Source organism: Halorhodospira sp. 9621, assembly GCF_022228055.1.
Lineage (GTDB): Bacteria > Pseudomonadota > Gammaproteobacteria > Nitrococcales > Halorhodospiraceae > Halorhodospira > Halorhodospira halophila_A.
The window spans coordinates 92624-114477 of the sequence record NZ_JAJNRD010000006.1 but is presented as its reverse complement, the minus strand read 5'-3'; the positions used below and the strand labels follow the sequence as shown (position 1 = coordinate 114477).

The 21854-nt window shown below is 66.5% G+C and carries 20 protein-coding genes and 2 tRNA genes; all 22 read right to left on the bottom strand.

What is annotated here, in order from left to right; translation table 11 throughout:
- Positions 1-6: 6 nt before the first annotated feature.
- Positions 7-921, bottom strand: a complete 915-nt coding sequence (gene truB, locus LRF89_RS05090) for a tRNA pseudouridine(55) synthase TruB (RefSeq protein ID WP_201171420.1) — start codon at positions 919-921, stop codon at positions 7-9.
- Between the two features lie 7 nt (positions 922-928).
- On the bottom strand, positions 929-1309 hold the full coding sequence (gene rbfA, locus LRF89_RS05085) for a 30S ribosome-binding factor RbfA (protein WP_201171422.1): 381 nt from the start codon (positions 1307-1309) through the stop codon (positions 929-931).
- Positions 1310-1316: 7 nt separating this feature from the next.
- A complete protein-coding gene (gene infB / locus LRF89_RS05080; protein ID WP_201171424.1) occupies positions 1317-4004 on the bottom strand; it encodes a translation initiation factor IF-2 in 2688 nt (895 codons plus the stop codon).
- Between the two features lie 53 nt (positions 4005-4057).
- Positions 4058-5563, bottom strand: coding sequence for a transcription termination factor NusA (gene nusA / locus LRF89_RS05075; RefSeq protein WP_201171426.1), 1506 nt, complete (start codon positions 5561-5563; stop codon positions 4058-4060).
- 37 nt (positions 5564-5600) lie between these two features.
- Positions 5601-6056 carry a ribosome maturation factor RimP gene (gene rimP, locus LRF89_RS05070; RefSeq protein WP_201171428.1) on the bottom strand — a complete coding sequence of 152 codons (456 nt, stop codon included), beginning with the start codon at positions 6054-6056 and terminating at the stop codon, positions 5601-5603.
- Positions 6057-6289: 233 nt separating this feature from the next.
- Positions 6290-6366: transfer RNA gene (locus LRF89_RS05065), tRNA-Met, on the bottom strand.
- 73 nt (positions 6367-6439) lie between these two features.
- Entirely contained in the window at positions 6440-7894 is a 1455-nt protein-coding gene (gene nuoN / locus LRF89_RS05060; RefSeq protein WP_201171430.1) for an NADH-quinone oxidoreductase subunit NuoN, read from the bottom strand.
- A gap of 13 nt (positions 7895-7907) precedes the next feature.
- Positions 7908-9425: an NADH-quinone oxidoreductase subunit M gene (locus LRF89_RS05055; RefSeq protein ID WP_238636684.1), complete on the bottom strand. Its 1518-nt coding sequence runs from the start codon at positions 9423-9425 to the stop codon at positions 7908-7910.
- A 45-nt stretch (positions 9426-9470) separates the two neighbouring features.
- Positions 9471-11441 (bottom strand): NADH-quinone oxidoreductase subunit L, encoded by a 1971-nt coding sequence (nuoL, locus tag LRF89_RS05050; RefSeq protein WP_201171434.1) that lies wholly within the window; start codon positions 11439-11441, stop codon positions 9471-9473.
- Positions 11442-11444: 3 nt separating this feature from the next.
- Entirely contained in the window at positions 11445-11750 is a 306-nt protein-coding gene (gene nuoK / locus LRF89_RS05045) for an NADH-quinone oxidoreductase subunit NuoK (RefSeq protein ID WP_201171437.1), read from the bottom strand.
- 48 nt (positions 11751-11798) lie between these two features.
- Entirely contained in the window at positions 11799-12410 is a 612-nt protein-coding gene (locus LRF89_RS05040) for an NADH-quinone oxidoreductase subunit J (protein ID WP_201171439.1), read from the bottom strand.
- Between the two features lie 16 nt (positions 12411-12426).
- Positions 12427-12918, bottom strand: coding sequence for an NADH-quinone oxidoreductase subunit NuoI (nuoI, locus tag LRF89_RS05035; RefSeq protein WP_201171441.1), 492 nt, complete (start codon positions 12916-12918; stop codon positions 12427-12429).
- Between the two features lie 13 nt (positions 12919-12931).
- The gene (nuoH, locus tag LRF89_RS05030; RefSeq protein ID WP_201171444.1) at positions 12932-13945 is read right to left on the bottom strand and encodes an NADH-quinone oxidoreductase subunit NuoH; all 1014 of its coding nucleotides are present in this window, start codon (positions 13943-13945) and stop codon (positions 12932-12934) included.
- Positions 13946-13978: 33 nt separating this feature from the next.
- The gene (gene nuoG / locus LRF89_RS05025; RefSeq protein WP_201242073.1) at positions 13979-16366 is read right to left on the bottom strand and encodes an NADH-quinone oxidoreductase subunit NuoG; all 2388 of its coding nucleotides are present in this window, start codon (positions 16364-16366) and stop codon (positions 13979-13981) included.
- Positions 16363-17643, bottom strand: a complete 1281-nt coding sequence (gene nuoF / locus LRF89_RS05020; protein WP_201171452.1) for an NADH-quinone oxidoreductase subunit NuoF — start codon at positions 17641-17643, stop codon at positions 16363-16365. Before nuoF ends, nuoG begins: the two co-directional genes overlap by 4 nt.
- Before the next feature lie 21 nt (positions 17644-17664).
- A complete protein-coding gene (locus LRF89_RS05015) occupies positions 17665-18177 on the bottom strand; it encodes an NADH-quinone oxidoreductase subunit NuoE (protein ID WP_201171454.1) in 513 nt (170 codons plus the stop codon).
- The gene (locus tag LRF89_RS05010) at positions 18174-19427 is read right to left on the bottom strand and encodes an NADH-quinone oxidoreductase subunit D (protein ID WP_201171456.1); all 1254 of its coding nucleotides are present in this window, start codon (positions 19425-19427) and stop codon (positions 18174-18176) included. Before LRF89_RS05010 ends, LRF89_RS05015 begins: the two co-directional genes overlap by 4 nt.
- The gene (locus LRF89_RS05005; RefSeq protein WP_201171457.1) at positions 19420-20160 is read right to left on the bottom strand and encodes an NADH-quinone oxidoreductase subunit C; all 741 of its coding nucleotides are present in this window, start codon (positions 20158-20160) and stop codon (positions 19420-19422) included. Before LRF89_RS05005 ends, LRF89_RS05010 begins: the two co-directional genes overlap by 8 nt.
- Positions 20161-20169: 9 nt before the next feature.
- Complete coding sequence (locus tag LRF89_RS05000; RefSeq protein WP_011814550.1) at positions 20170-20646, bottom strand: NuoB/complex I 20 kDa subunit family protein; 477 nt, start codon at positions 20644-20646, stop codon at positions 20170-20172.
- Positions 20637-20993 (bottom strand): NADH-quinone oxidoreductase subunit A, encoded by a 357-nt coding sequence (locus LRF89_RS04995; RefSeq protein WP_011814551.1) that lies wholly within the window; start codon positions 20991-20993, stop codon positions 20637-20639. Before LRF89_RS04995 ends, LRF89_RS05000 begins: the two co-directional genes overlap by 10 nt.
- Positions 20994-21248: 255 nt before the next feature.
- Positions 21249-21333: transfer RNA gene (locus LRF89_RS04990), tRNA-Leu, on the bottom strand.
- A 99-nt stretch (positions 21334-21432) separates the two neighbouring features.
- Positions 21433-21849: a preprotein translocase subunit SecG gene (gene secG / locus LRF89_RS04985; RefSeq protein ID WP_201171459.1), complete on the bottom strand. Its 417-nt coding sequence runs from the start codon at positions 21847-21849 to the stop codon at positions 21433-21435.
- Between the last annotated feature and the right edge of the window lie 5 nt (positions 21850-21854).

Here is a 21854-nt window from a genome sequence, read left to right as displayed (position 1 = left end):
CTCCCGTCAGCGGCGTGCTACCAGGCGCTTGGGCCCGATGCGGCCATCATCCAGGGCCTGCCCCATGCCCAGGAAGTTGCCGGCGCGATCGTACAGCCGCAGCCAGCCCTCGCTGGGAGCCTTGGGGACGAAGACCGGCTGGCCCTGAACCACGAAGTAGGCGAGATCGTCGGCGAGCTCAACCCCGGTGTACTGCTGGAGGGCCGAGTCCATGGGAAGCAGCGTGGCGTCCAGCGCCTCCCGCCCCTGCTCGGCGCGTGCGGCGAGCATCTCCTCGGTCCACATCGCCGGGTCCTGGTACGGCCCGAGCCCCAGCCTGCGCAGCGCGCAGACGTGGCCGACGGTGCCCAGCGCCTCGGCGATATCCTCGGCCAGCGTGCGGATGTAGGTTCCCTTGGAGCAGTGCACCGACAACTCCAGCTCGTCCCCGCGGACGGCCAGAAGCTGCAGATCGTAGATCTCCACCCGTCGGCGCTCGCGCTCGACCTCGACCCCCTGACGCGCCAGGTCGTAGAGCCGCTGCCCCTGGTGTTTGATGGCCGAATACATCGGCGGCAGCTGCTCGATGGACCCGCGAAAATCGGCCAGGACCGGCTCGACGCTCTCCGGGTCCAGCCCCGGGACCTCGGCACGGTCGCGTTCGGTGCCCTCGGCGTCCCCGGTATCGGTGGCCACGCCCAGCTTGCAGGTGACCACGTATCTCTTGTCCGCGTCGAGCAGGAACCCGGAGACCTTGGTGGCATCGCCGAAGCAGATCGGCAGCAGCCCGGTGGCCAGCGGATCGAGACTGCCCGTGTGCCCGGCCTTGCGCGCCCCGAAGAGCCGCTTGACCTGTTGCAGGGCCTTATTGGAGGTCACGCCCGCCGGCTTGTCCAACAGCAGCACGCCGGTGACGTTGCGACCACCCCGCCTTTTCGCCATTCGCCTTCTACTCCTTGCTCGATTCGTCGTCCGCAGGCGGCGGTGCCACCTCATCGATGAGGGCACTCAGCCGCGCACCGCGATCGAAGGCGGTGTCGTGCAGGAAGCGCAGGCTCGGCGTTCGCTTGGCACGGATGCGCCGGGCCACCTGGCTGCGCAGGAACCCGTGGGCTCGGTTCAGGACATCGATCCCGGCCTGCGCCTCGGCCGCCTCGGCGCCGAGAACGGTGACGTACACGGTCGCATGGGCCAGGTCACGGCTAACCTGCACCTCCGAGATGGTCACTGACCCCACCCGGGGGTCATCGACGTCGTCGCGAATCACCTCGGCAAGCTCGCGTCGAAGCTGCTCGGCGATCCGCCGGCTGCGCGGATAGTCCTTCGCCATGTCTGCGCTACAGGCTCCGCTGCACCTCGATCCGCTCGTAGCACTCGATCTGGTCGCCAACGCGGACGTCGTTGTAGTTCTTCACGCCGATACCACACTCGGTGCCGGCACGCACTTCGTTGACGTCATCCTTGAACCGCCGCAGGGACTCCAGTTCACCCTCGAAGATCACCACGCTCTCGCGCAGGACCCGGATCGGGTTGCGGCGGCGGACCACGCCGTCGACCACCAGGCAGCCGGCCACCTGACCGAGCTTCGACGAGCGGAACACCTCGCGAACCTCCGCCGTGCCCAGGATGTGCTCCTCCAGGGCCGGCTCGAGCATGCCGGAGATGGCGTTCTTGACCTGCTCGATGGCGTCGTAGATGACGCTGTAGTAGTGCAGGTCGACGCCGTTCTCCTGAACCATGCGCTTGGCTGCAGCGTCGGCGCGGACATTGAAGCCGATAAGGATCGCCTCGGAGGCCAGCGCCAGATTGACGTCCGACTCCGTGATGGCACCTACACCGGAGGAGACCACGCGCACGCGAACCTCCTCGTGGGAGAGGTCTTCCAGCGACTGCCGCAGCGCCTCAGCGGAACCGTGGACGTCGGCCTTGACCAGCAGGTTGATGGTGGAGACCTCGTCCTCCTTCATCTGCGAGAAGAGGTTCTCCATCCGGGCCGCCTGTTGCTGCGCCAGGCGCTTCTCACGTTGACGCTCGGTGCGGCTCTCGGCCACCTCGCGGGCCTTGCGCTCGTCCTCGACCACCATGAAGTCATCGCCGGCATCCGGCAGCCCGGAAAGACCCAACACCTCCACCGGGGTCGACGGGCCGGCCTCGTTGACGCGCTGGCCGTGCTCATCCACCAGAGCCCGGACACGGCCGAACTCGGTGCCGGAGATGACCGTGTCGCCGCGATGCAGGTAGCCGTTCTGGACCAGCACCGTGGCCACCGGACCGCGGCCCTTGTCGAGGCTGGACTCAAGAACCACGCCGCGAGCCGGGCAATCCTTGACAGCCTTGAGCTCCTGCAACTCGGCCTGGAGGACGATGGCCTCGATCAACTCGTCCACACCCTCGCCCGTCATCGCCGAGACGTGGACGAACTGCACGTCGCCACCCCACTCCTCCGGGATGACCTCCATCTGGGCGAGTTCCTGCTTGACGCGGTTGGGATCCGCGTCCTCCTTGTCCATCTTGTTGACCGCCACGACGATCGGCACCTCGGCGGCGCGAGCGTGGTCGACGGCCTCCTTGGTCTGCGGCATGACACCGTCATCGGCGGCCACCACGAGCACGACGATGTCGGTCATCTGCGCGCCCCGGGCCCGCATGGCAGTGAACGCCTGGTGGCCGGGCGTATCGAGGAAGGTGGCGCTACCGTTCTCACCCTCGACGCGGTAGGCGCCGATATGCTGCGTGATTCCGCCGGCCTCGCCGGAAGCCACCTTGGAGCGGCGGATGTGGTCGAGCAGCGATGTCTTGCCGTGGTCGACGTGGCCCATCACGGTCACCACCGGCGCCCGACCGATCTGCTCGCCCTCGGGCTCCTCGCTCTGGCGCAGCAGTTCCTCCTCGACGTCGTCCTCGCGCTCGAGCTTGGGCTTGTGGCCCATCTCCTCGACGAGGATCGCCGCGGTCTCCTGGTCGATGGCCTGGTTGATCGTGGCCATCACGCCCTGCTTCATCATCTCCTTGATCAGCACGGCGGCCTTGACGCTCATCCGGTCAGCGAGCTCGGCCACCGTGATCGTCTCGGGAATCTCGACCTCACGGACGACCGGCGCGGTCGGGCGCTCGAACTCCTGCTGCAGCTGCCTGGCCGCCGTACCGCCACCGCGCTTCTTGCCTCCGCGTCGACTGCCGGCGCCACGGCCCCCAGCGGACTGCTCTTCCTTCTTCTTCTTCTTCGGCTTGGCCTCCTGCTTGCGCTGGGCGCGCTCCTCAGCCTCGCGCTCGCGTTTGGCCTCGAGTTCGGCGCGCTTGCGCTCCCGCTCCTCTTCCCGCTTCTTGGCCTCGTCCTGCTGACTCTTGGGCTTCTCCTTGAGGGCTTCGGCCTGGGCGCGAGCGGTCTGGTCGGCCGCCGTCTCCTCCGGCTCCGCCGCTGCCTGCTCTTCGGCGTCGGATGCCTCCGCGGCAGCGGTTTCCGCACTGCCCTCTTCCGCCGTCGCCTCCGGCGCGACCGCGTCACTGGAGGCCTCATCGGCCGGTGCGGCCTCGTCAGCGGCGGGCGCTGCCTGGTCGCTGGTGCGCTGGGCCTCGGCGGCGTCCTCCTCGCGCTGAGCCTCTTCCTGCTCGAGGGCGCGCTCAAGCTGTGCGGCGGCCTCTTCGGCCTCCTCCTGCTTGCGCTTCTCCTCGGCCTCGATATCGCTGCGCTTGACGTAGGTGCGCCGCTTGCGGACCTCGACATTGACCGTGCGCGTCTGCCGCGGACCACGACTGCCCGCATCGCGGCCCGCCGGCATCTTAAGCTGGCTGTGACTGCGCCGCTTGAGGGTGATCTTCTTGGGGGATCCGTCGGAGCCGCCGCCCTCCTCGTCCTGGGCAGCACTCCCCTGCCTCAGGTGAGCCAGCAGCGTCGCCTTGTCCTCCGCCGAGAGGGCTGCATCGTCGTCGCGCCGGCCGAGTCCCGCCGCCTCCAGTTGAGCCTGAAGCCGTTCCACCGGGATCCCTACCGTCTGCGCAAATTCTTTTACCGTCGTTTCCGCCATATAACACTCTCCGGACGCGGCCCAAGTCAGAGACCTCGTCGTGTCCCCTCTTTTCAGTCGGCGCGCTCGCCGCCCTCACTGGCCGCGAACCAAGGCTCGCGGGCCTTCATGATCAGCTGCCCGGCCCGATCCTCATCCATGCCTTCGACCTCCAGCAGGTCGTCCACGGACTGGTCGGCCAGATCCTCAACCGTGACGACGCCGCGCTCAGCCAGGGCCTTTGCCGTCTGCTCATCCATCCCTTCGAGGGCCAGCAGCTCCTCGCTAGGCTGGTTCTCGTTGGCCTCCTCGGCAATCGCCTGGGCCAGGAGCACGTCCCGGGCGCGACTGCGCAGGGCCTCGACGATATCCTCGTCAAATTCCTCGATCTCCAGCAGCTCGGCGGTGGGCACATAGGCCACCTCCTCGATGCTGGAGAACCCTTCCTGGACCAGCACCCCGGCAACGTCTTCATCGACATCCAGGTGCTCGACAAACAGCTGTACCAGTTCGCCGGCCTCGCGCTCGCTCTTGGCCTCGGCTTCCTCGGCGGTCATCACGTTGAGCTCCCAGCCGGTAAGCTCGCTGGCCAGGCGCACATTCTGCCCGCCACGGCCGATGGCCTGTGAGAGCTGCTCTTCGGCCACGGCCACATCCATGGCGCCACGATCCTCGTCGACCACGATGGACTCGACCTCGGCCGGCGCCAGGGCGTTGATGACAAACTGTGCCGGGTTCTCGTCCCACGGGATGATGTCGATGCGCTCGCCACTGAGCTCGTTGGAGACCGCCTGCACGCGCGAGCCGCGCATGCCGACGCAGGCCCCGACCGGATCGATGCGGGGATCCAGGGCACGTACCGAGATCTTGGCACGCATGCCCGGGTCACGGGCGGCGCCGAGGATTTCGATCAGCCCCTGACCGACCTCGGGCACCTCGATCTTGAACAGCTCGACCAGGAAGTCGTTGGCCGTGCGGCTGACGAACAGCTGCGGCCCGCGCGGTTCAGAGCGGACGTCGCGCAGATAGCCGCGAATCCGGTCGTTGGGCCGGATCGCCTCGCGGGGGATCAGATCCTCGCGGGAGACCAGCGCCTCGGTGTTCTCGCCCAGATCAATGATGGCACTGCCGCGCTCCATGCGCTTGACCGTGCCGTTGACCAACTCACCGATCCGGTGTTTGTAGGCGTCGACGATCTGAGCCCGCTCGGCCTCGCGCACCTTCTGCACGATAACCTGCTTGGCGGTCTGCGCCGCGATGCGGCCGAAGTCCACGGACTCGATCGGCTCTTCGACGTAGCCCCCCACCTCGGCACCGGCGTCCCGCTCGCGGGCGCGCTCCAGACTGATCTGGCGCTGCGGCTCCTCCACGGACTCCTCATCGGGCACCACCTCCCAGCGTCGATAGGTGGCGTAGTCACCGGTCTGCCGATCCACCGCGACCCGGGCGTCGATGTCCTCCATGTGCCGCTTGCGCGTGGCCGAGGCCAGGGCCGCTTCAATGGCCTCGAAGATCACCTCCCGGTCCACGCCCTTCTCATTGGAGGTGGCCTCCACGACCAACAGGATTTCTCTACTCATGCCTCCGACTCCGCTGTTCTTCTGCGGCCGACGCCCTTCACGGCTCGAGATCCAGCCGCGCCCGGTCGATCAGCTCCAGGGGGATGCGCAGCTCGATCCCGTCGACATCGCGCACCCGCACGAATTCATCATCCAGTCCCAGCAGGACGCCCTTGACCCGGCGACGCCCCTCGTAGAGCTCCAGCAGGCGCAGCTGGATGCGCTCACCGCTGAAGCGATCGTAATCCGCCGACTTGAAGATCGGCCGGTCCAGTCCCGGCGAGGAGACCTCGAGATGGTAGGCCCCCTCGATCGGGTCCTCGACATCGAGCAGACCGCTGACCTGGTGACTGACCGCCTCGCAGTCCTCCAGGCGAATACCCGCGGGCGTGTCGATGAACACGCGCAGCGTGCGATTGCCCTTTGCCCCGGTCAGCTCGACCCCGACCAGTTCATAGCCGAGCCCGGCCACCGTCGGTTCGAGTAACGAGTGAAGCGTCTGGATCTGAGACATCCGGCACCACAAACAAAAAGAGGGCCCAAGGCCCTCCCCCCGAGTCCGCTCGTCGGCGAACCGACGGCGGGCGTGTCCAAAGAGCCTGCGAGCCCAACCACCCTCGCAGCTTCAGCCGGCGATTATACACACGCGCCAGGTGACAAAAAAGCGCACGGCCCACGCCGGCTGACCCAACGGGACCGTCCGTCAAGCGCCCACAAAAAAGGCGGCCATGGGCCGCCTTTCCGGATTGGTAGCGGGGGCAGGATTTGAACCTGCGACCTTCGGGTTATGAGCCCGACGAGCTACCAGACTGCTCCACCCCGCAACTGTTAAAGAGGATTATACGGGGACCCTATGCAAACATCAAGCCGTCCCCGCCTTCGCGAGCCGATCCACCGTCACAGTCCCAGGGCCGCCTGGCACAGGGCGATCAACCGCTCGGGGAAGATCCCGAGCACCAGGACCGCCACACCGTTGACGACCACCAAGCTGCGGATGGCGGAGGACGCGCCGGGGGCCGGCAGCGCCTGCGTGTCGGCCTCCGCCTCGGGGCGGTCGAAATAGACGACCTTAAGCACCCGCAGGTAGTAGAAGGCCCCAACCACGGCCGCCACTACGGCAAAGATCGCCAGCGGGATGTGCCCCGCCTCGACGGCCGCCTGGAGCACCAGGTACTTGGCGTAGAAGCCGACCGTACCGGGAATGCCGGTCATCGACACCAGCACCAGCAGCAGCACCCCGGCGTAAACCGGATGACGCTCGTTGAGCCCGCGCAGATCGGCGATCTCCTCAGCCTCGAACCCAGAGCGGGCCAGCACCGTGATCATGCCGAACGCGCCGGCCGCCATGATGCTGTAGGCGATGGTGTAGAACAGCGCGGCCGCGTGACCGGCATCGGTACCGGCGGTAAACCCGACCATGATGAACCCGGCGTGGGCGATGGCCGAGTAAGCCAGCATGCGCTTGAAGTTGGTCTGCACGATGGCGATCAGGTTGCCGACCAGCAGCGAGGCCACGGCGAGGATCATCAGCATCGGCTCAAGCTGCTCGTGCATCGGTCCCAGACCGTCGACCAGCAACCGCATGAACAGCGCCACGGCCGCCACCTTCGGCGCCGTACTCAGGAACAGGGTCACCGGCGTGGGGGCGCCCTGGTAGACGTCCGGCACCCAGGCATGGAACGGCGCGGCACCGAGCTTGAAGGCCACGCCCACCAGCATGAACACCACCCCGAAGAGCAGCATCAGTGGATCGGAGTGGCGGCCCGCCACCTCGGCGATCACCGACAGCTCCAGGCTCGCGGTAGCGCCGTAGACCATCGACATGCCGTAGAGCAGGATGCCGGAGGCCAGCGAACCGAGAACGAAGTACTTCATGGCCGCCTCAGCCGCACGGCGCGAGTCGCGGTGATAGGCCACCAGGGCGTAGAGGGCCAGCGACAGCAGCTCCAGGCCGAGATACAAGCTGAGCAGGCTGGCGCCGGAGGCGATCACCAGCATGCCCAGGTTGGCGAACAGGGCCAGCAGGTAGAACTCCCCCTGGAGCAACCCGCGGTCGCCCAGATAGGGCCGCGTGTAGGCTAGGGCCAGCATGGACAGCAGTGCCACGGAGGCCTTGACCACTGCACCCAGGGAGTCGGCAACGTAGTGGCCCGAGAAGGTCACCTCGTTCACGCCCCACTGGGTACTCAGGGCCAGCACCGCCGTCACCAGCAGCGCCCCCTGGGTCAGATAGAAAGTCGCGCTACGCCGGGCATCACTGGAGAAGAGGTCCACCACCAGCACGCCGCAGGTGGCCGCCAGCAACCAGATTTCCGGCAGCGCCAGGGAGAAATCGGGCGTCTCGAAGCTCATTGCCTCTCCTTCCTTACCGGGCAGCCGGGAGCGCTGCAGAGACGTCGTTCAACAACTCGACCAGGGTCGGCTCCGCCACAGCGACCAGCGCCTGGGGATAGACACCGATGCCGATCACCAGCACCGCCAGCACGCCGAGCAGCATGAACTCGCGCCGGTCGAGGTCGTTCAGCGCAGCCACCCGCTCGTTGGCCACCGGACCGAAGATGACCCGCTTGACCAGCCACAGCGAGTAGGCAGCTCCGACGATCAGGGTCAGACCGGCGATGGCGGCGTACCAGAAGCTGGCCTGGTAGCTGCCGAGGATGACCAGGAACTCGCCGACGAAGCCGGAGGTCCCGGGCAGGCCCGCGTTGGCCATGGCGAAAACCACGAAGAGGGCGCCAAAGATCGGCATGCGGTTGATCACACCACCGTAGTCGGCGATGTTCCGGGTGTGCATCCGGTCGTAGAGCACGCCGACGCAGAGGAACAGCGCCGCCGAGATGAACCCGTGGGAGATCAGCTGGACGTAGCCGCCGGTCATGGCCATCAGGGCGCCGTCCCCGGCCTCGGCACCGAGACCGGCCTGGAAGATGACGAAGAACCCCAGGGTGGCGAAGCCCATGTGGGCGATCGATGAGTAGGCGATCAGCCGCTTCATGTCCTCCTGGACCATGGCCACCAAACCGATGTAGACGATGGCGATCAGCGACATGGCGATCACCAGCCAGGCCAGCTCCTGGCTCGCCTCCGGCGCGATGGGCAGCGCGAAGCGCAGGAACCCGTAGGCGCCCATCTTCAGGGTGATCGCCGCCAGGATCACCGAGCCACCGGTGGGCGCCTCGGTGTGTGCATCGGGGAGCCAGGTGTGTACTGGCCACATCGGCACCTTGACGGCAAAAGCCGCCAGCAGTGCCAGGAAGATCAGGATCTGCGCCTCGAGCCCGATGCTCAGCCCGCGGAAATCGAGTACGCCGAAGCTGCCCGCCTCCCAACGCAGATAGAGGAAGGCGATGAGCATCAGCACCGAACCGAGGAAGGTGTAGAGGAAGAACTTGATGGTGGCGTAGATGCGGTTGGCGCCGCCCCAGATACCGATGAGCAGGAACATCGGCACCAGCATCGCCTCCCAGAAAACATAGAAGAGGATGGCGTCGAGCGCCGCGAAGACGCCAACCATCAGCCCCTCCATGATCAGGAAGGCACCCATGTACTGCGCCGGCCGATAGGTGAGCCCGCTGCGACCGGCGACCACCACCAACAGCGTGGCGAAGGCGGTCAGCACCACCAGCGGCATGGAGATACCGTCCACCCCCAGGTGGTAGTGGATGTCGAAGGTCGGCACCCAGTCGCGCTTCTCCACGAACTGCATGCCGCTCCCGGGTTCAAAGGCGAACCAGAGCACAAGGCTGAACAGGAACGTCAGCCCGGCCACGCCGGTGGCCAGTTCCCGGACCGCCACCTCCGAGCGCTGGCCAACGGCCAGCACCGCGGCACCGCCGAGGATCGGCAGCCAGATAATCAGGCTAAGCAACCAACCGTCGAACATCCGTTCTTCCCCTGCGTTCTTGCGCGTCCGTTCCGAAGCCGCGCACTAGGCGAACAGCGTTCGCACAACGAAGAATGAGATCAGCAGCAGTACGCCGATGACCATGACGAAGGCGTAGTGATACAGGTACCCGGTCTGTGAGTACCGCGCCCCGGCAGCGACCCGGCCGATCAGACGCGCCGACCCGTTGACCAGCAGCCCGTCGATCAGCCAGCGATCCCCGACCTTCGACAGCAGCCCGGCGATCGCTCGACCGCCATCCGTGAACCCGCGGATGTAGAGCCAGTCGAACCCGTACTTGTGCTCCAGCACCCGCTGCAGCGGACGCAGGGGCGCCACCACCCGTTCCCGCAGGTCGGGGCGACGCAGGTAGAGCAGCCAGGCCACGAAGACACCGGCCAGCACCAGGTAGAGCACCGGCGTCACCAACGCGTGGGCCATGAAGCCCAGAACCCCGGTGTACCCGTCCGCCAGGCGATCCAGGCCGGTCTGATCGGCAAGCACGCGGATCGACCCGTCGGCGTAGAAGAAGTCGCCCATGACCATCGGCCCGAAGGTGAACAGGCCGATCAGCACCGAGGGCACCGCCAGGAGCACCAGCGGCACGGTCACCACCAGCGGGCTCTCGTGCAGATGTTTGCGGGCGTGCTCGTCCATGCGCTCCTCGCCGTGAAAGACCATGAACAGCAGGCGGAAACTATAGAGCGCGGTGACGAAGACCCCGAGCACCAGCAGCCAATAGGCGAAGGTGGCCCAGCCGCCGGCGGAGTACCCCACGGCCTCGATAATGGCGTCCTTCGAGAAGAAGCCAGAGAAGCCGGGGATGCCGATCAGCGCCAGGGTGCCGACCAGCATGGCGATGTAGGTCACCGGCATGTACCGGGCCAGCCCGCCCATCTTGCGCATGTCCTGCTCGTGGTGCAGGGCGATGATCACCGAGCCGGCCCCGAGGAAGAGCAGTGCTTTGAAGAAGGCGTGGGTGAACAGATGGAAGACACCGGCCGCGTAGGCCGACACGCCCAGGGCCGCGACCATGTAGCCGAGCTGGGAGAGCGTGGAGTAGGCGATGACCCGCTTGATGTCGTTCTGTACCAGCCCGATCAAGCCCATGAAGAAGGCCGTCAGCGCACCCACGACCAGGACCACGGTCAGCGCCACCGTGGACAGCTCGAAGACCGGCGACATGCGGGCGACCAGGAAGATGCCGGCGGTCACCATGGTCGCGGCGTGGATCAGCGCCGAGATGGGCGTTGGGCCCTCCATGGAGTCCGGCAGCCAGACATGGAGCGGGACTTGGGCCGACTTGCCCATGCAGCCGATGAAGATCAGCAGCGCGGCGACGGTCACCAGGCTCCACTCGGCGGCGCCGAAGAGGTTCAGCGTCCGGCCGGGATCGGCCTCCACCGCCGCGAAGATCTCGCCGTAGTGGAGCGTGCCAAAGGCACCAGCCAGTACGGCGATGCCCAGAAGCAGCCCCAGATCCCCCACGCGGTTGACCAGAAACGCCTTGAGGTTGGCAAAGATGGCGCTCTCGCGGGTGTACCAGAAACCGATCAACAGGTAAGAGACGAGCCCGACAGCCTCCCAGGCGAAGAACAGCTGCAGCAGGTTGTTCGCCATGACCAGCATCAGCATGGCGAAGGTGAACAGCGCGATGTAGCTGAAAAACCGCTGATAGCCTGGGTCGTCGTGCATGTAGCCGATGGTGTAGATATGGACCATCAGCGCGACAAAGGTGACGGTGGCCATCATCACCGCGGTGAGCCGGTCGACCAGGAAGCCGATCTCGAAGCTCAGGTCGCCCACCGAGGCCCACGTGTAGACGGTGAAGTCCACCGGCTCCAGATCGCCCCAGACCAGGCCGTGCAGCACCCAGAAGGAAAGGGCGCAGGAAATGGCGACACCGAGGATGGTCACCCAGTGGGCTCCGGCGCGTCCGATCCAGCCGCCAGCCATGCCAGCGATGGCGGCGGCGACCAGCGGAAAGAGGACGATGGCGTAGAGGACCGTCTCCATGGCTTACCCCTTCATCGCATCCAGGGCGGCAACGTTGATGTCGCCGCGTGAGCGGAACAGGACCACGACGATGGCCAGGCCGATGGCCGCCTCCGCCGCCGCCACGGTGAGGATGAAGAAGACGAAGATCTGCCCGGCTATATCCTCCAGATAGGCGGAGAAGCCGATGAAGTTGATGTTCACGGCGAGCAGGATCAGCTCGATGCACATCAACAGCAGGATCACGTTCTTCCGGTTGAGGAAGATGCCTGCCACGCCGAGGGAGAACAGCAACGCCCCCAGGATCAGGAAATCGGACAGCTCGATCATTGGGCCTTCCTGCTTGCCTTCGCTAGTCGTTTGCCCGGCTTCGGGCCCTCAGTTCCGCGTATGGTCCTGCCGTCGCGAGGACTTCATGCGCACCATGCGCAGGCGGTCGTCCTTCTTGACCGACAGCTGCCGGGGCACATCCTGCTTGTGCGTCCCCTCGCGCCGGCGCAGCGTCAGGGTGATCGCGGCAACGATGGCCAGCAGTAGGATCACCGCCGCGATCTCGAACGGGTAGACGTAGACCGTGTACAACACCCCGCCAATCGCCTGGATATTGTTCACGTCCGCCGCCGGCTCGGGGATGGTCCCACTGACCAGGTCCGCCCGCTCGGAGACGATGACCGCCACCAGCTGCGCGGCCATCAGGACCGCCACCAGTGCCCCGACCGGCAGGTAGCGGGTAAACCCTTCGCGCATCGGGGCGATGTTGATATCGAGCATCATCAGCACGAAGAGGAAGAGCACCATCACCGCGCCGACGTACACCAACACCAGGGCGATGCCGAGGAACTCGGCACCGGCCAGTACCCAGATCACCGCAGCGTTAAAGAACGCGAGCACCAGGAACAGCGCCGCGTGGACCGGGTTGCGCACGGAGATCACCATGGTCGCCGCGAACAGCAGCACCCCGGCGAAGATGTAGAAGATCACCTGTTCCATAAGCCCGAGGCTCCCATTACCGGTAGGGCGCATCGGCGGCGCGATCGGCCGCCAGCTGGCTCTCGTACTTGTCACCCATGGCCAGCAGCTTCTGCTTGTCGGCGACCCGCTCCTCGCGACGCTCCATGTGGAAGGTGTCGAGCCGGGTCAGGACGATGGAGTCTACCGGGCAGGACTCCTCGCAGAAGCCGCAGTAGATGCACTTGAACATGTCGATGTCGTAGCGCGTGGTGCGCCGTGTGCCGTCGGCGCGCTGGTGTGAATCGATGGTGATCGCCAGCGCCGGGCACACCGCCTCGCAGAGCTTGCAGGCGATACAGCGCTCCTCGCCGTTGGGGTATCGACGCAGGGCCAGGTGCCCCCGGAAACGCGGCGACTTCGGCGCCCGCTCTTCCGGGAACTCCAGCGTGACGCTGCGTCGGAAGAACATGTGCCCCGCCGTCAGCCGCAGTCCGCGCAGCAGCTCGGTGAACAGGAAGCTGTTCAGATAGTCGTTTAGCGGTCTCATGACCGTACCCCCGTCAGAACCAAGGACCGACGCCGCCGTAGACCAAGCCGGTGAGCACCACCAGCCAGACCACGGTGGCCGGGATCAGAACCTTCCAGCCCAGCCGCATGAGCTGGTCGTAGCGGTAGCGCGGGAAGGTGGCGCGGAACCACAGGTAGCAGAAGGCGAAGAAGGCAGCCTTCGCGAACAGCCAGACGATCCCGGGGACCCAGTCGAACGCTGGCCCAAGCACCGGCAGCCCCTCGAAGGGCGAGTGCCACCCGCCCAGGAACAGAGTCGCCGCGAGGAACGAGATGAGCAGCATGTTGGCGTACTCGGCCAGGAAGAAGACCGCGAAGGCCATTCCCGAGTACTCCACGTGGAAACCGGCAACGATCTCGGACTCGCCCTCGGCAATGTCGAACGGCGCCCGGTTGGTCTCGGCGACGCCGGAGATCCAGTAGATCAGGAACAGCGGCAGCAGCGGCAGCCAGAACCACTCCCAGAACGGACCGGCCTGGGCGTTGACGATGCCGGTGAGGTTCATCGTCCCGGCGGCCAGCAACACACCGACCAGCGCGAACCCCATGGCGATCTCGTAAGACACGACCTGGGCCGAGGCGCGCAAGGTACCGAGCAGCGCGTACTTGGAGTTGGAGGCCCAGCCGGCGATGATCAGTCCGTACACCCCCAGCGAGGTCATCGCCAGGATGTAGAGCAGACCAGCGTTGATATCCGCCACCACCAGGCCGTCGTCGAAGGGGATCACCGCCCACGCGGCCAGGGCCGGCATGATGGCCATCGCCGGGGCGATCAGGAACAGCGTCCGGCTGGCGTAGGTCGGGATGGTGATCTCCTTGAAAAGGAGCTTCAGCGCATCGGCAATGGGCTGCAGCAGCCCGCGGGGACCGACCCGGTTGGGCCCGCGTCGATCCTGCATGTGACCGATCACCCGCCGCTCGACGTAGGTGAAATAGGCCACGGCCAGGAACAGCGGGATCAGGACGGCCCAGATCTTGGCGAACTGCCAGAAGAGTGTCTCGTACATGCCCTCGATCGTCCTTTTCTGCGGCTCTGCGGCCTAGAGCGCTTCCAGCGAGACGGTCCCGTAAGGGCCGCCGAGCGCCGCACGCTCATCCAGCCCGGCAGGAATCCAGGCCACGCCTGCCGGCACGGCGTCATCCACGACCAGCGGCAGCTCCGCCACCCCGCTGTCGGCACGGACCCGGACGCGGCGTGGCTGCGTCTGCGAAAACCCGAGTTCGGCCGCCGTCTGCGGGGCAAGCACCACCTCGGCCCGCCCGGCAATCGGCGCCTGCTGCAGTGGCCGCGCGCGCCGCACCAGCGGATCGCCGGCGTAGATCGGCACACCACCGGCCAGCGCCAAGCCCTGCCCCGTCTTCGCCCCGGCGGCCACCGCCGTGGCCGGGTAGTGCGACCCCGGCCTCAGATCCCGACAGAGCCCGGCCAGCTCGCCGTAAACATCGGCGATGTCGTTGTATTCGAAGCGCTCCAGCCCGAGGACCGTGCCCAGGGCACGCAGGACGCGCCAGCCCGGGCGTGCCTCGCCGGGAGGCTCCGCCACACCACGGCAGCTCTGCCAGCGGCCCTCGTTGTTGACGTACGTCCCGGCACTCTCGCCGAAAGCGCCCATCGGCAGCAGGACGTCGGCCTGGGCGCGCAGCTGCTCGTCGGCGAAGGCCGTGATGGCCACCACCTCTTCGGCCTGCTCCATGGCCTGCCGGGCGGCCTGCGGATCCCATAGATCGCGGGTCGGCTCGACGTTCAGCAGCAGATACCCCTTGAGCCCGGCGCGCAGCATGGCGTCGGCGCTGCGTCCGGCCGGCTGTGCCGCCACGCCGCCGGCCTGACGATGTGGCACCGCGCCGGCCAACCAGCCGCCGGCGGTATTGCCGGCCTCGGCGAGAACCCCGAGGCGCCCGCCGCAGAACTCCGCGATACAGCTGCCCAGGGCCCGCAACGCGGCAGCCTGCGGATGACTGCTGGCGAGGTTGCCGAGCAGCACCGTGGGCCGCTGCGCCGCGGCCAACCGGCGCGCCACCTCGCGGGCGTGATCCGTCACCGGTCCGGCCACGGCAGCCAATTCGTCGGGCAGCGAGCGCCCGGCTCCCTCGGCCACTGCCACCGCCACCGCGCCGAACTCGGCAACCAGCTGCGCCGGCGCAACGGCCTGCTCTGAGGCCAGCGGCAGGTTCCAATCGAACCCCCGGGGGTTCAGGGCCATGATCTGCGCGCCCGAACGCGCGGCCTTGCGCAGGCGGTGGTTGATCAGCGGCTGCTCGTGTCGGGTATAGGCCCCGACCAGCAGCGCCGCATCGACCTGCTCGAGCTCGGCGATCTCCTGCCCGAGATAGGGGAAGGGCGGTGCCTGTTCCTGGTCCGAGGTGTCCACCTCGCGGAGCCGGTGGTCGACGTTCCCGCTCCCCAGACCGCGCAGCAGTCGCGCCGCCAGGTAGAGTTCCTCGAGGGTGGCGCTCGGCGCCAGCAGCCCGCCCAGACCATCAGCGCCGTGGCGCTGGACGACCCCCTGCAGGGCCCCCGCGGCGCGATCGAGTGCCGTCTCCCAGGGCACCTCGTGCCAACGGCCGTCGCGCTTGATCATCGGCTGCACAAGCCGGTCGGCGTGGTCGACCCCCTCAATGGCGAACCGGTCGCGGTCGGCGATCCAGGTCTCGTTGATGGCCTCGTTCTCGCGCGGCACCGCCCGCTGGATACGTCCGCGCAGGGTGTGCAGCGCCAGGTTCGAGCCGACCCCGTCGTGGGGGGAGACCGCTGGGAAGCTGAGCAGCTCCCACGGACGGGCCCGGAAACGGAACGGCTTGTTGGTCAGCGCTCCAACCGGGCAGAGGTCGATCACGTTGCCGGAGAGCTCCGAGCTTAGACCCGTTTCCAGGTAGGTCGAGATCTCCATGTGCTCGCCCCGCCCCATGCCACCGAGTTCCTTCTGCCCGGCCACCTCGTCGAGGAAGCGCACACAGCGGGTGCAGTGGATGCAGCGGGTCATCTCCGTGGCGACCAGCGGGCCAAGGTCCTCGTCGGCCACGGAGCGTTTGCCTTCGGTAAAGCGCGAGATCCCGCGGCCGTACCCCATGGAGATGTCCTGCAACTCGCACTCGCCGCCCTGGTCGCAGATTGGGCAGTCGAGCGGGTGGTTGATCAGCAGGAACTCCATCACCCCGCGCTGCGCCTTGATCGCCGTCGCCGATGTAGTGCGCACCACCATGCCGTCAGCCACTGGCGTGGCGCACGCCGGCAGCGGTTTCGGCGCCTTCTCGACCTCGACGAGGCACATCCGACAGTTGGCCACCACCGAGAGGTGCTTGTGGTAGCAGAACCGCGGGACGTGGATCCCGTGACGGTCGGTGGCCTGAATCAGCATCTCGCCCTTGCGGGCCTCGATGGAGCACCCATCGACCTCGATGGTGACCGTCTCCTCGTTTGCGCTCATGCCGCTGCCTCCACCGGGGATCGACCGTGCTCGATGTAGTGCTCGAACTCGTGCCGGAAGTGCTGGATGAAGCTCTGCACCGGAGTTGCCGCCGCATCACCGAAGGCGCAGATGGTGTGCCCGGCGATCTGCCCCGGCACCTCCTCGAGCATGCGTAGGTCGTCGTGGGTGCCGCGCCCCTCATGGATCCGCTGGACCGCGCGATAGAGCCAGCCGGTGCCTTCACGACACGGCGTGCACTGCCCGCAGGACTCGGCGTAATAGAAGCGCGTGATACGGGCGAGGATGCGCACCATGTCCGTGGTATCGTCCATCACCACCACGGCCCCGGAGCCGAGCATGGAGCCGGCTGCAGCAATGCTGTCGTAGTCCATGTCGGTCTCGAGCATGGTCTCGCCGGGGACCACCGGCGTCGAGCTGCCGCCGGGGATCACCGCCTTGAGCCGGCGACCACCACGCACACCGCCGGCCATCTCCAGTAGCTCGCGGAAGGGGATGCCCATCGGGATCTCGTAGTTGCCGGGGCGCTCGACGTGACCGGAGACGGAGAAGATCTTCTCGCCGCCGTTGTTCGGCCTACCGAGGTTGAGGAACCAGTCGGCGCCATTGCGGATGACCGCAGGCACCGAGGCGAGGGTCTCGGTGTTGTTGATGGTCGTCGGCTTGCCGTAGATGCCGACCTGCGCCGGGAAAGGCGGCTTGTATCGGGGCTGGCCCTTCTTGCCCTCGAGCGACTCCATGAGTGCCGACTCTTCGCCGCAGATATAGGCGCCGGCACCGTAGTGGTTGTGGAGCTGAAAATCGAAGCCCGAGTCGAGGATGTTCTGCCCCAGGTAGCCGGCCTGGTGGGCCTCGGCCACCGCCTGCTCCATACGCTCGAACGGCTCGTGATGGAATTCGCCGCGCAGGTAGTTGTAGCCGACGCTCGCGCCCATGGCGTAGCCGGCGATGATCATCCCCTCGACCACCGCATGCGGGTTGAAACGCAGGATGTCGTGATCCTTGCAGGTTCCCGGTTCGGACTCATCCGAGTTGCAGATCAGGTACTTCTGCCCGGCACTGTCGCGGGGCATGAACCCCCACTTGATCCCCGGCGGGAAGCCGGCACCGCCCCGACCGCGCAGGGCGCTCTGCTTGACCTCGTCGATGACCTCCTGGGGCGACATGGGCGTGCGCAGCACGCGCTCGAGGGCCTTGTAGCCACCCACCTTGCGGTAGGTCTCCAGGCTCCACGGCTCGTCATAGCCCAGGGTCGTATAACAAACTTGGTTGACCATGACCCCTCCGCGCCCTGCGGCTCAGCTCAGCCCGTCGAGGATCTCGTCGATCCGCTCGCGGGTCAGATGGGTGTAGTAGTGCCCGTCGACGACCATCATCGGCGCCCGCGTGCAGGCGGCCAGGCACTCCTCCTCGCGCACCAGCGTGATGCGTCCGTCCGGCGTCGTCTCGCCGAGCCGGATCCCGAGCTTCTCCTCGGCGTAGGCCACCAGCTCATCGGCGCCGTTGAGACAGCACGAAATATTGGTGCAGATATTGACCTTGTGCCGGCCCACCGGCTCATCGAGGTGAAACATGGAGTAGAAGGTCGCCACCTCGAAGGCGCTGGCCCGGGGCATGCCGATGTAGTCTGCGGCCGCCGCCACGTGACGCCGCTCCAGCCAGCCGCCGTTATCATCCTGCAGGATGTGCAGCGCCGGGATGATCGCCGACGCCCGCCCCTGCTCGTCATCGGGATACTTAGCCAGCCAGTGGTCGATACGCCGGCACTGGTCCGCGCTCAGGGTCTCTGCTGCCACCGTCTGCTCCGTCACCGATCCACCTCCCCGAACACCACATCCAGCGAGCCGATCAGGGTCACCACGTCCGCCAGCATGTAGCCGCGGATCATCTCGTCAGTAGCCGCCAGGTGGTAGTAGCACGGCGGCCGGACCTTTAAGCGGTACGGCTTGTTGGCGCCGTCCGAGATCAGGTAGACGCCAAACTCACCCTTGGGCGCCTCTACCGCGGCGTAAACCTCGCCGGGCGGCGTGCAGTACCCCTCGGTGAAGAGCTTGAAGTGGTGGATGAGCGACTCCATGTCGTCTTTCATCTCTTCCCGGGTCGGGGGGGTCACCTTCGGATCGTCGACCCGCACCGGGCCCGGGTTGTCGCGCAGCCAGTCCACGCACTGCTTGATAATGCGCACCGACTGGCGCATCTCCTCGACACGCACCAAGTAGCGGTCGTAGGAGTCACCGTTGACGCCGACCGGGATGTCGAAGTCGACCCGGTCGTAGGCGGCGTAAGGCTGTTTCTTGCGCAGGTCCCAGGCCACTCCGGAGCCGCGCAGCAGCGGACCGGTAAAGCCGAGTTCCACGGCACGCTCGGCGGAGACCGGGCAGATGTCCACCAGTCGCTGCTTCCAGATCCGGTTCTCGGTCAGCAGCGTCTCGTACTCGTCCACGCAGGCGGGGAAGCGCTCGCAAAAGTCGTCGAGAAAGTCGAGCACCGAGCCCTCGCGGGCGCGGTTCATCTCACGCAACTCCTTCTCGCTGCGGTAGGGCGAGGGCTCGTATTTGGGCATCTGGTCGGGCAGGTCGCGGTGCACCCCGCCCGGGCGGTAGTAGGTCGCGTGCATCCGCGCGCCCGAGACCGCCTCGTAGACATCCATGAGATCCTCGCGCTCGCGGAAGGTATACAGGAACGCGGTCATGGCGCCGACGTCGAGCCCGTGCCCGCCGAGCCACATCAGGTGGTTCAAGATGCGGGTGACCTCGTCCATCATCGTGCGGATATACTGCGCCCGCAGCGGCGGCTCGATACCGAGCAGTTTCTCGATCGCGCGCACATAGCCGTGCTCGTTGCACATCATCGAGACGTAGTCGAGCCGGTCCATGTAGCCGATGGACTGATTGTACGGCTTGGATTCGGCCAGCTTCTCCGTCGCCCGGTGCAGCAGACCGATGTGGGGGTCGGCGCGGCGCACCGTTTCCCCCTCCATCTCCAGCACCAGGCGCAGCACCCCGTGCGCCGCCGGGTGCTGCGGGCCGAAGTTCAGGGTATAGCTCTGGAACTCAGCCATCGGCTTGTCCCTCCGTGCCTTCCGCCTTGTGCGGTGCGGCGTAACGGTTGTCTTCGCGGATCACCCGCGGCACGAGCACCCGCGGCTCGATCTCCACCGGCCCGTAGACGACACGCCCCTTCTCGGGGTCGTAGCGCGGCTCTACGTTGCCGATCAGCGGGAAGTCCTTGCGGAAGGGGTGCCCGACAAAACCGTAATCGGTGAGGATCCGGCGCAGATCCGGGTGGCCTTCGAAAACGATACCGTACAGGTCGAAAGCCTCCCTTTCGGCCCAATTGGCGGACGGCCAGAGGCCCGACACAGAGGGCAATACCGGCAGGTCGTCATCCTCGGCGAAGCAGCGCACGCGAAGGCGCTGATTGTGCGTCAACGACAGCAGCTGATAGACCGCCGCGAAACGCCGGCCGGTCCGCTCCTCGATCGACTGCACCCCGTAGATGCCGGTCAGGCCCAGACGCCCAAACCCCGGCTCGGTCACCCCGCGGCTGAAGCCTGTCCCGGTCGCCGACTCGGTGATCCACTCATCCTGGCCGTAGGCGGCGTAGTCGACCCCGGCGACATCGGACAGCTGCTCGAAACGCCAATCGGCGGCATCACGCAGCTCGGTCATCACCGCAACCAACTCGGCGGGCCGGACCTCCAGCGTCACCTCGCCGCGCTCGAGCCAGCAATCGGTCAAACGACCACCGAAATGGCCGCGGAGCTGCTCCAACAGGCTCTCGGGCTCAGCCATGACTCTCCCTCAACGTGCGATGGTATTGGTCCGGCGGATCTTGTTCTGCAGCTGCAGGATGCCGTAGTACAGGGCCTCGGCCGTGGGTGGACAACCGGGGACGTAGATGTCCACGGGGACGATGCGGTCGCAGCCGCGCGTCACCGAGTAGGAGTAGTGGTAGTACCCCCCGCCGTTGGCACACGACCCCATGGAGATCACCCACTTCGGCTCCGGCATCTGGTCGTAGACCTTGCGCAGCGCCGGGGCCATCTTGTTGCAGAGCGTGCCGGCGACAATCATCACATCAGACTGCCGCGGGCTGGGCCGGAAGATCAGACCGTTGCGGTCCATGTCGTAGCGCCCCGCGGCGGTGTGCATCATCTCGACGGCACAGCAGGCCAGGCCGAAGGTCATGGGCCACAGGGAGCCGGTCCGCGCCCAGTTGATCAGCTTATCCGCGGAGGTCGTCACGTACCCCCGCTCCAGGATGCCTTCTACTCCCATTCCAGCGCCCCTTTACGCCACTCGTAGAGCAAACCGATCACGAGAAGCCCGACAAATAGGCCCATGGCCAAGATGCCGAACAGCCCAATGTCGTCCAACACAACTGCCCAAGGGAAGAGGAAGGCGATCTCGAGATCGAAGAGGATGAACAGAATGGCGACGAGGTAATAGCGCACGTCGAACTTCATGCGCGAATCCTCGAAGGCCTCGAAGCCGCACTCGTAAGGCGACTGCTTTTCCGGATCTTCACGCCGAGGACCGAGCACGAACCCGGCAGCCAGAGGCAGGACGCCGAAGACGAGCCCGACGACAATGAAGAGCAGAACCGGGAGGTAATTCTCTAGCATCGTTCGCCGCTCCGCTGGTGAGAACACGGGACCGGTGCCCCGCCCCCGTGTCGAACATCGCTGGAGTTTACGGAGCGGTCTCTCTCCGTGTCAACTCAGCGGCTTTTTTAACTTCCTGATTTTAAAGACGTTATCGTGCCGACAAACGATCGTGACGGTTGCGGGAAATCAATCCCGCCAACCGGCGTGACCAGACAGGGACGATCAGGGTGCGGGATATCGCGCGAGTGCGCGCTGAGGAAGGAGAGATATAGATGGTGCCGAAGGCCGGACTCGAACCGGCACGGCTTTCGCCACCGCCCCCTCAAGACGGCGTGTCTACCAGTTCCACCACTTCGGCACGTAGACAGTTGCGGTTGGGCGTTTACTCTGCCCCAACGCGGGAGGCATGATAGCAACCCTGATCCCGCGATTCAATCCCGCAATCGCGGAAAAGGGGCTACTCCGCTTCACCCTCTTCCGCAGGCGCGTCCGGCTCCACCGGCTGACCCGGCGCCTCAGGCGCGGGGGCCTCCTGCTCCGCCGGCATGTCCGGAGCCGCCGGCGCCTCCGGATCCTCCTCTTCCGTCTCTTCCTCGCTCTCGAGCACGTCGTCGTCGCCAATCACCGAAGCGCCGCCGCCGATCCCCTGCGAGGCGATCACCGCCAGCCCCAGGCTGGTCAGGAAGAAGGTCGTACCCAGGGTCGCAATCAGCTTGGTCATGAAGGTCGCTGCGCCGCGCGAGCCGAAGACGGTGCTCGAGGCACCGCTGCCGAAGGCGGCTCCCATGTCAGCGCCCTTCCCCTGGTTCAGCAGGACCAGCACCACCAGGGCAACGGCGATGACGATATGGACGGCAAGCAACGCTTCAAACATGGGTC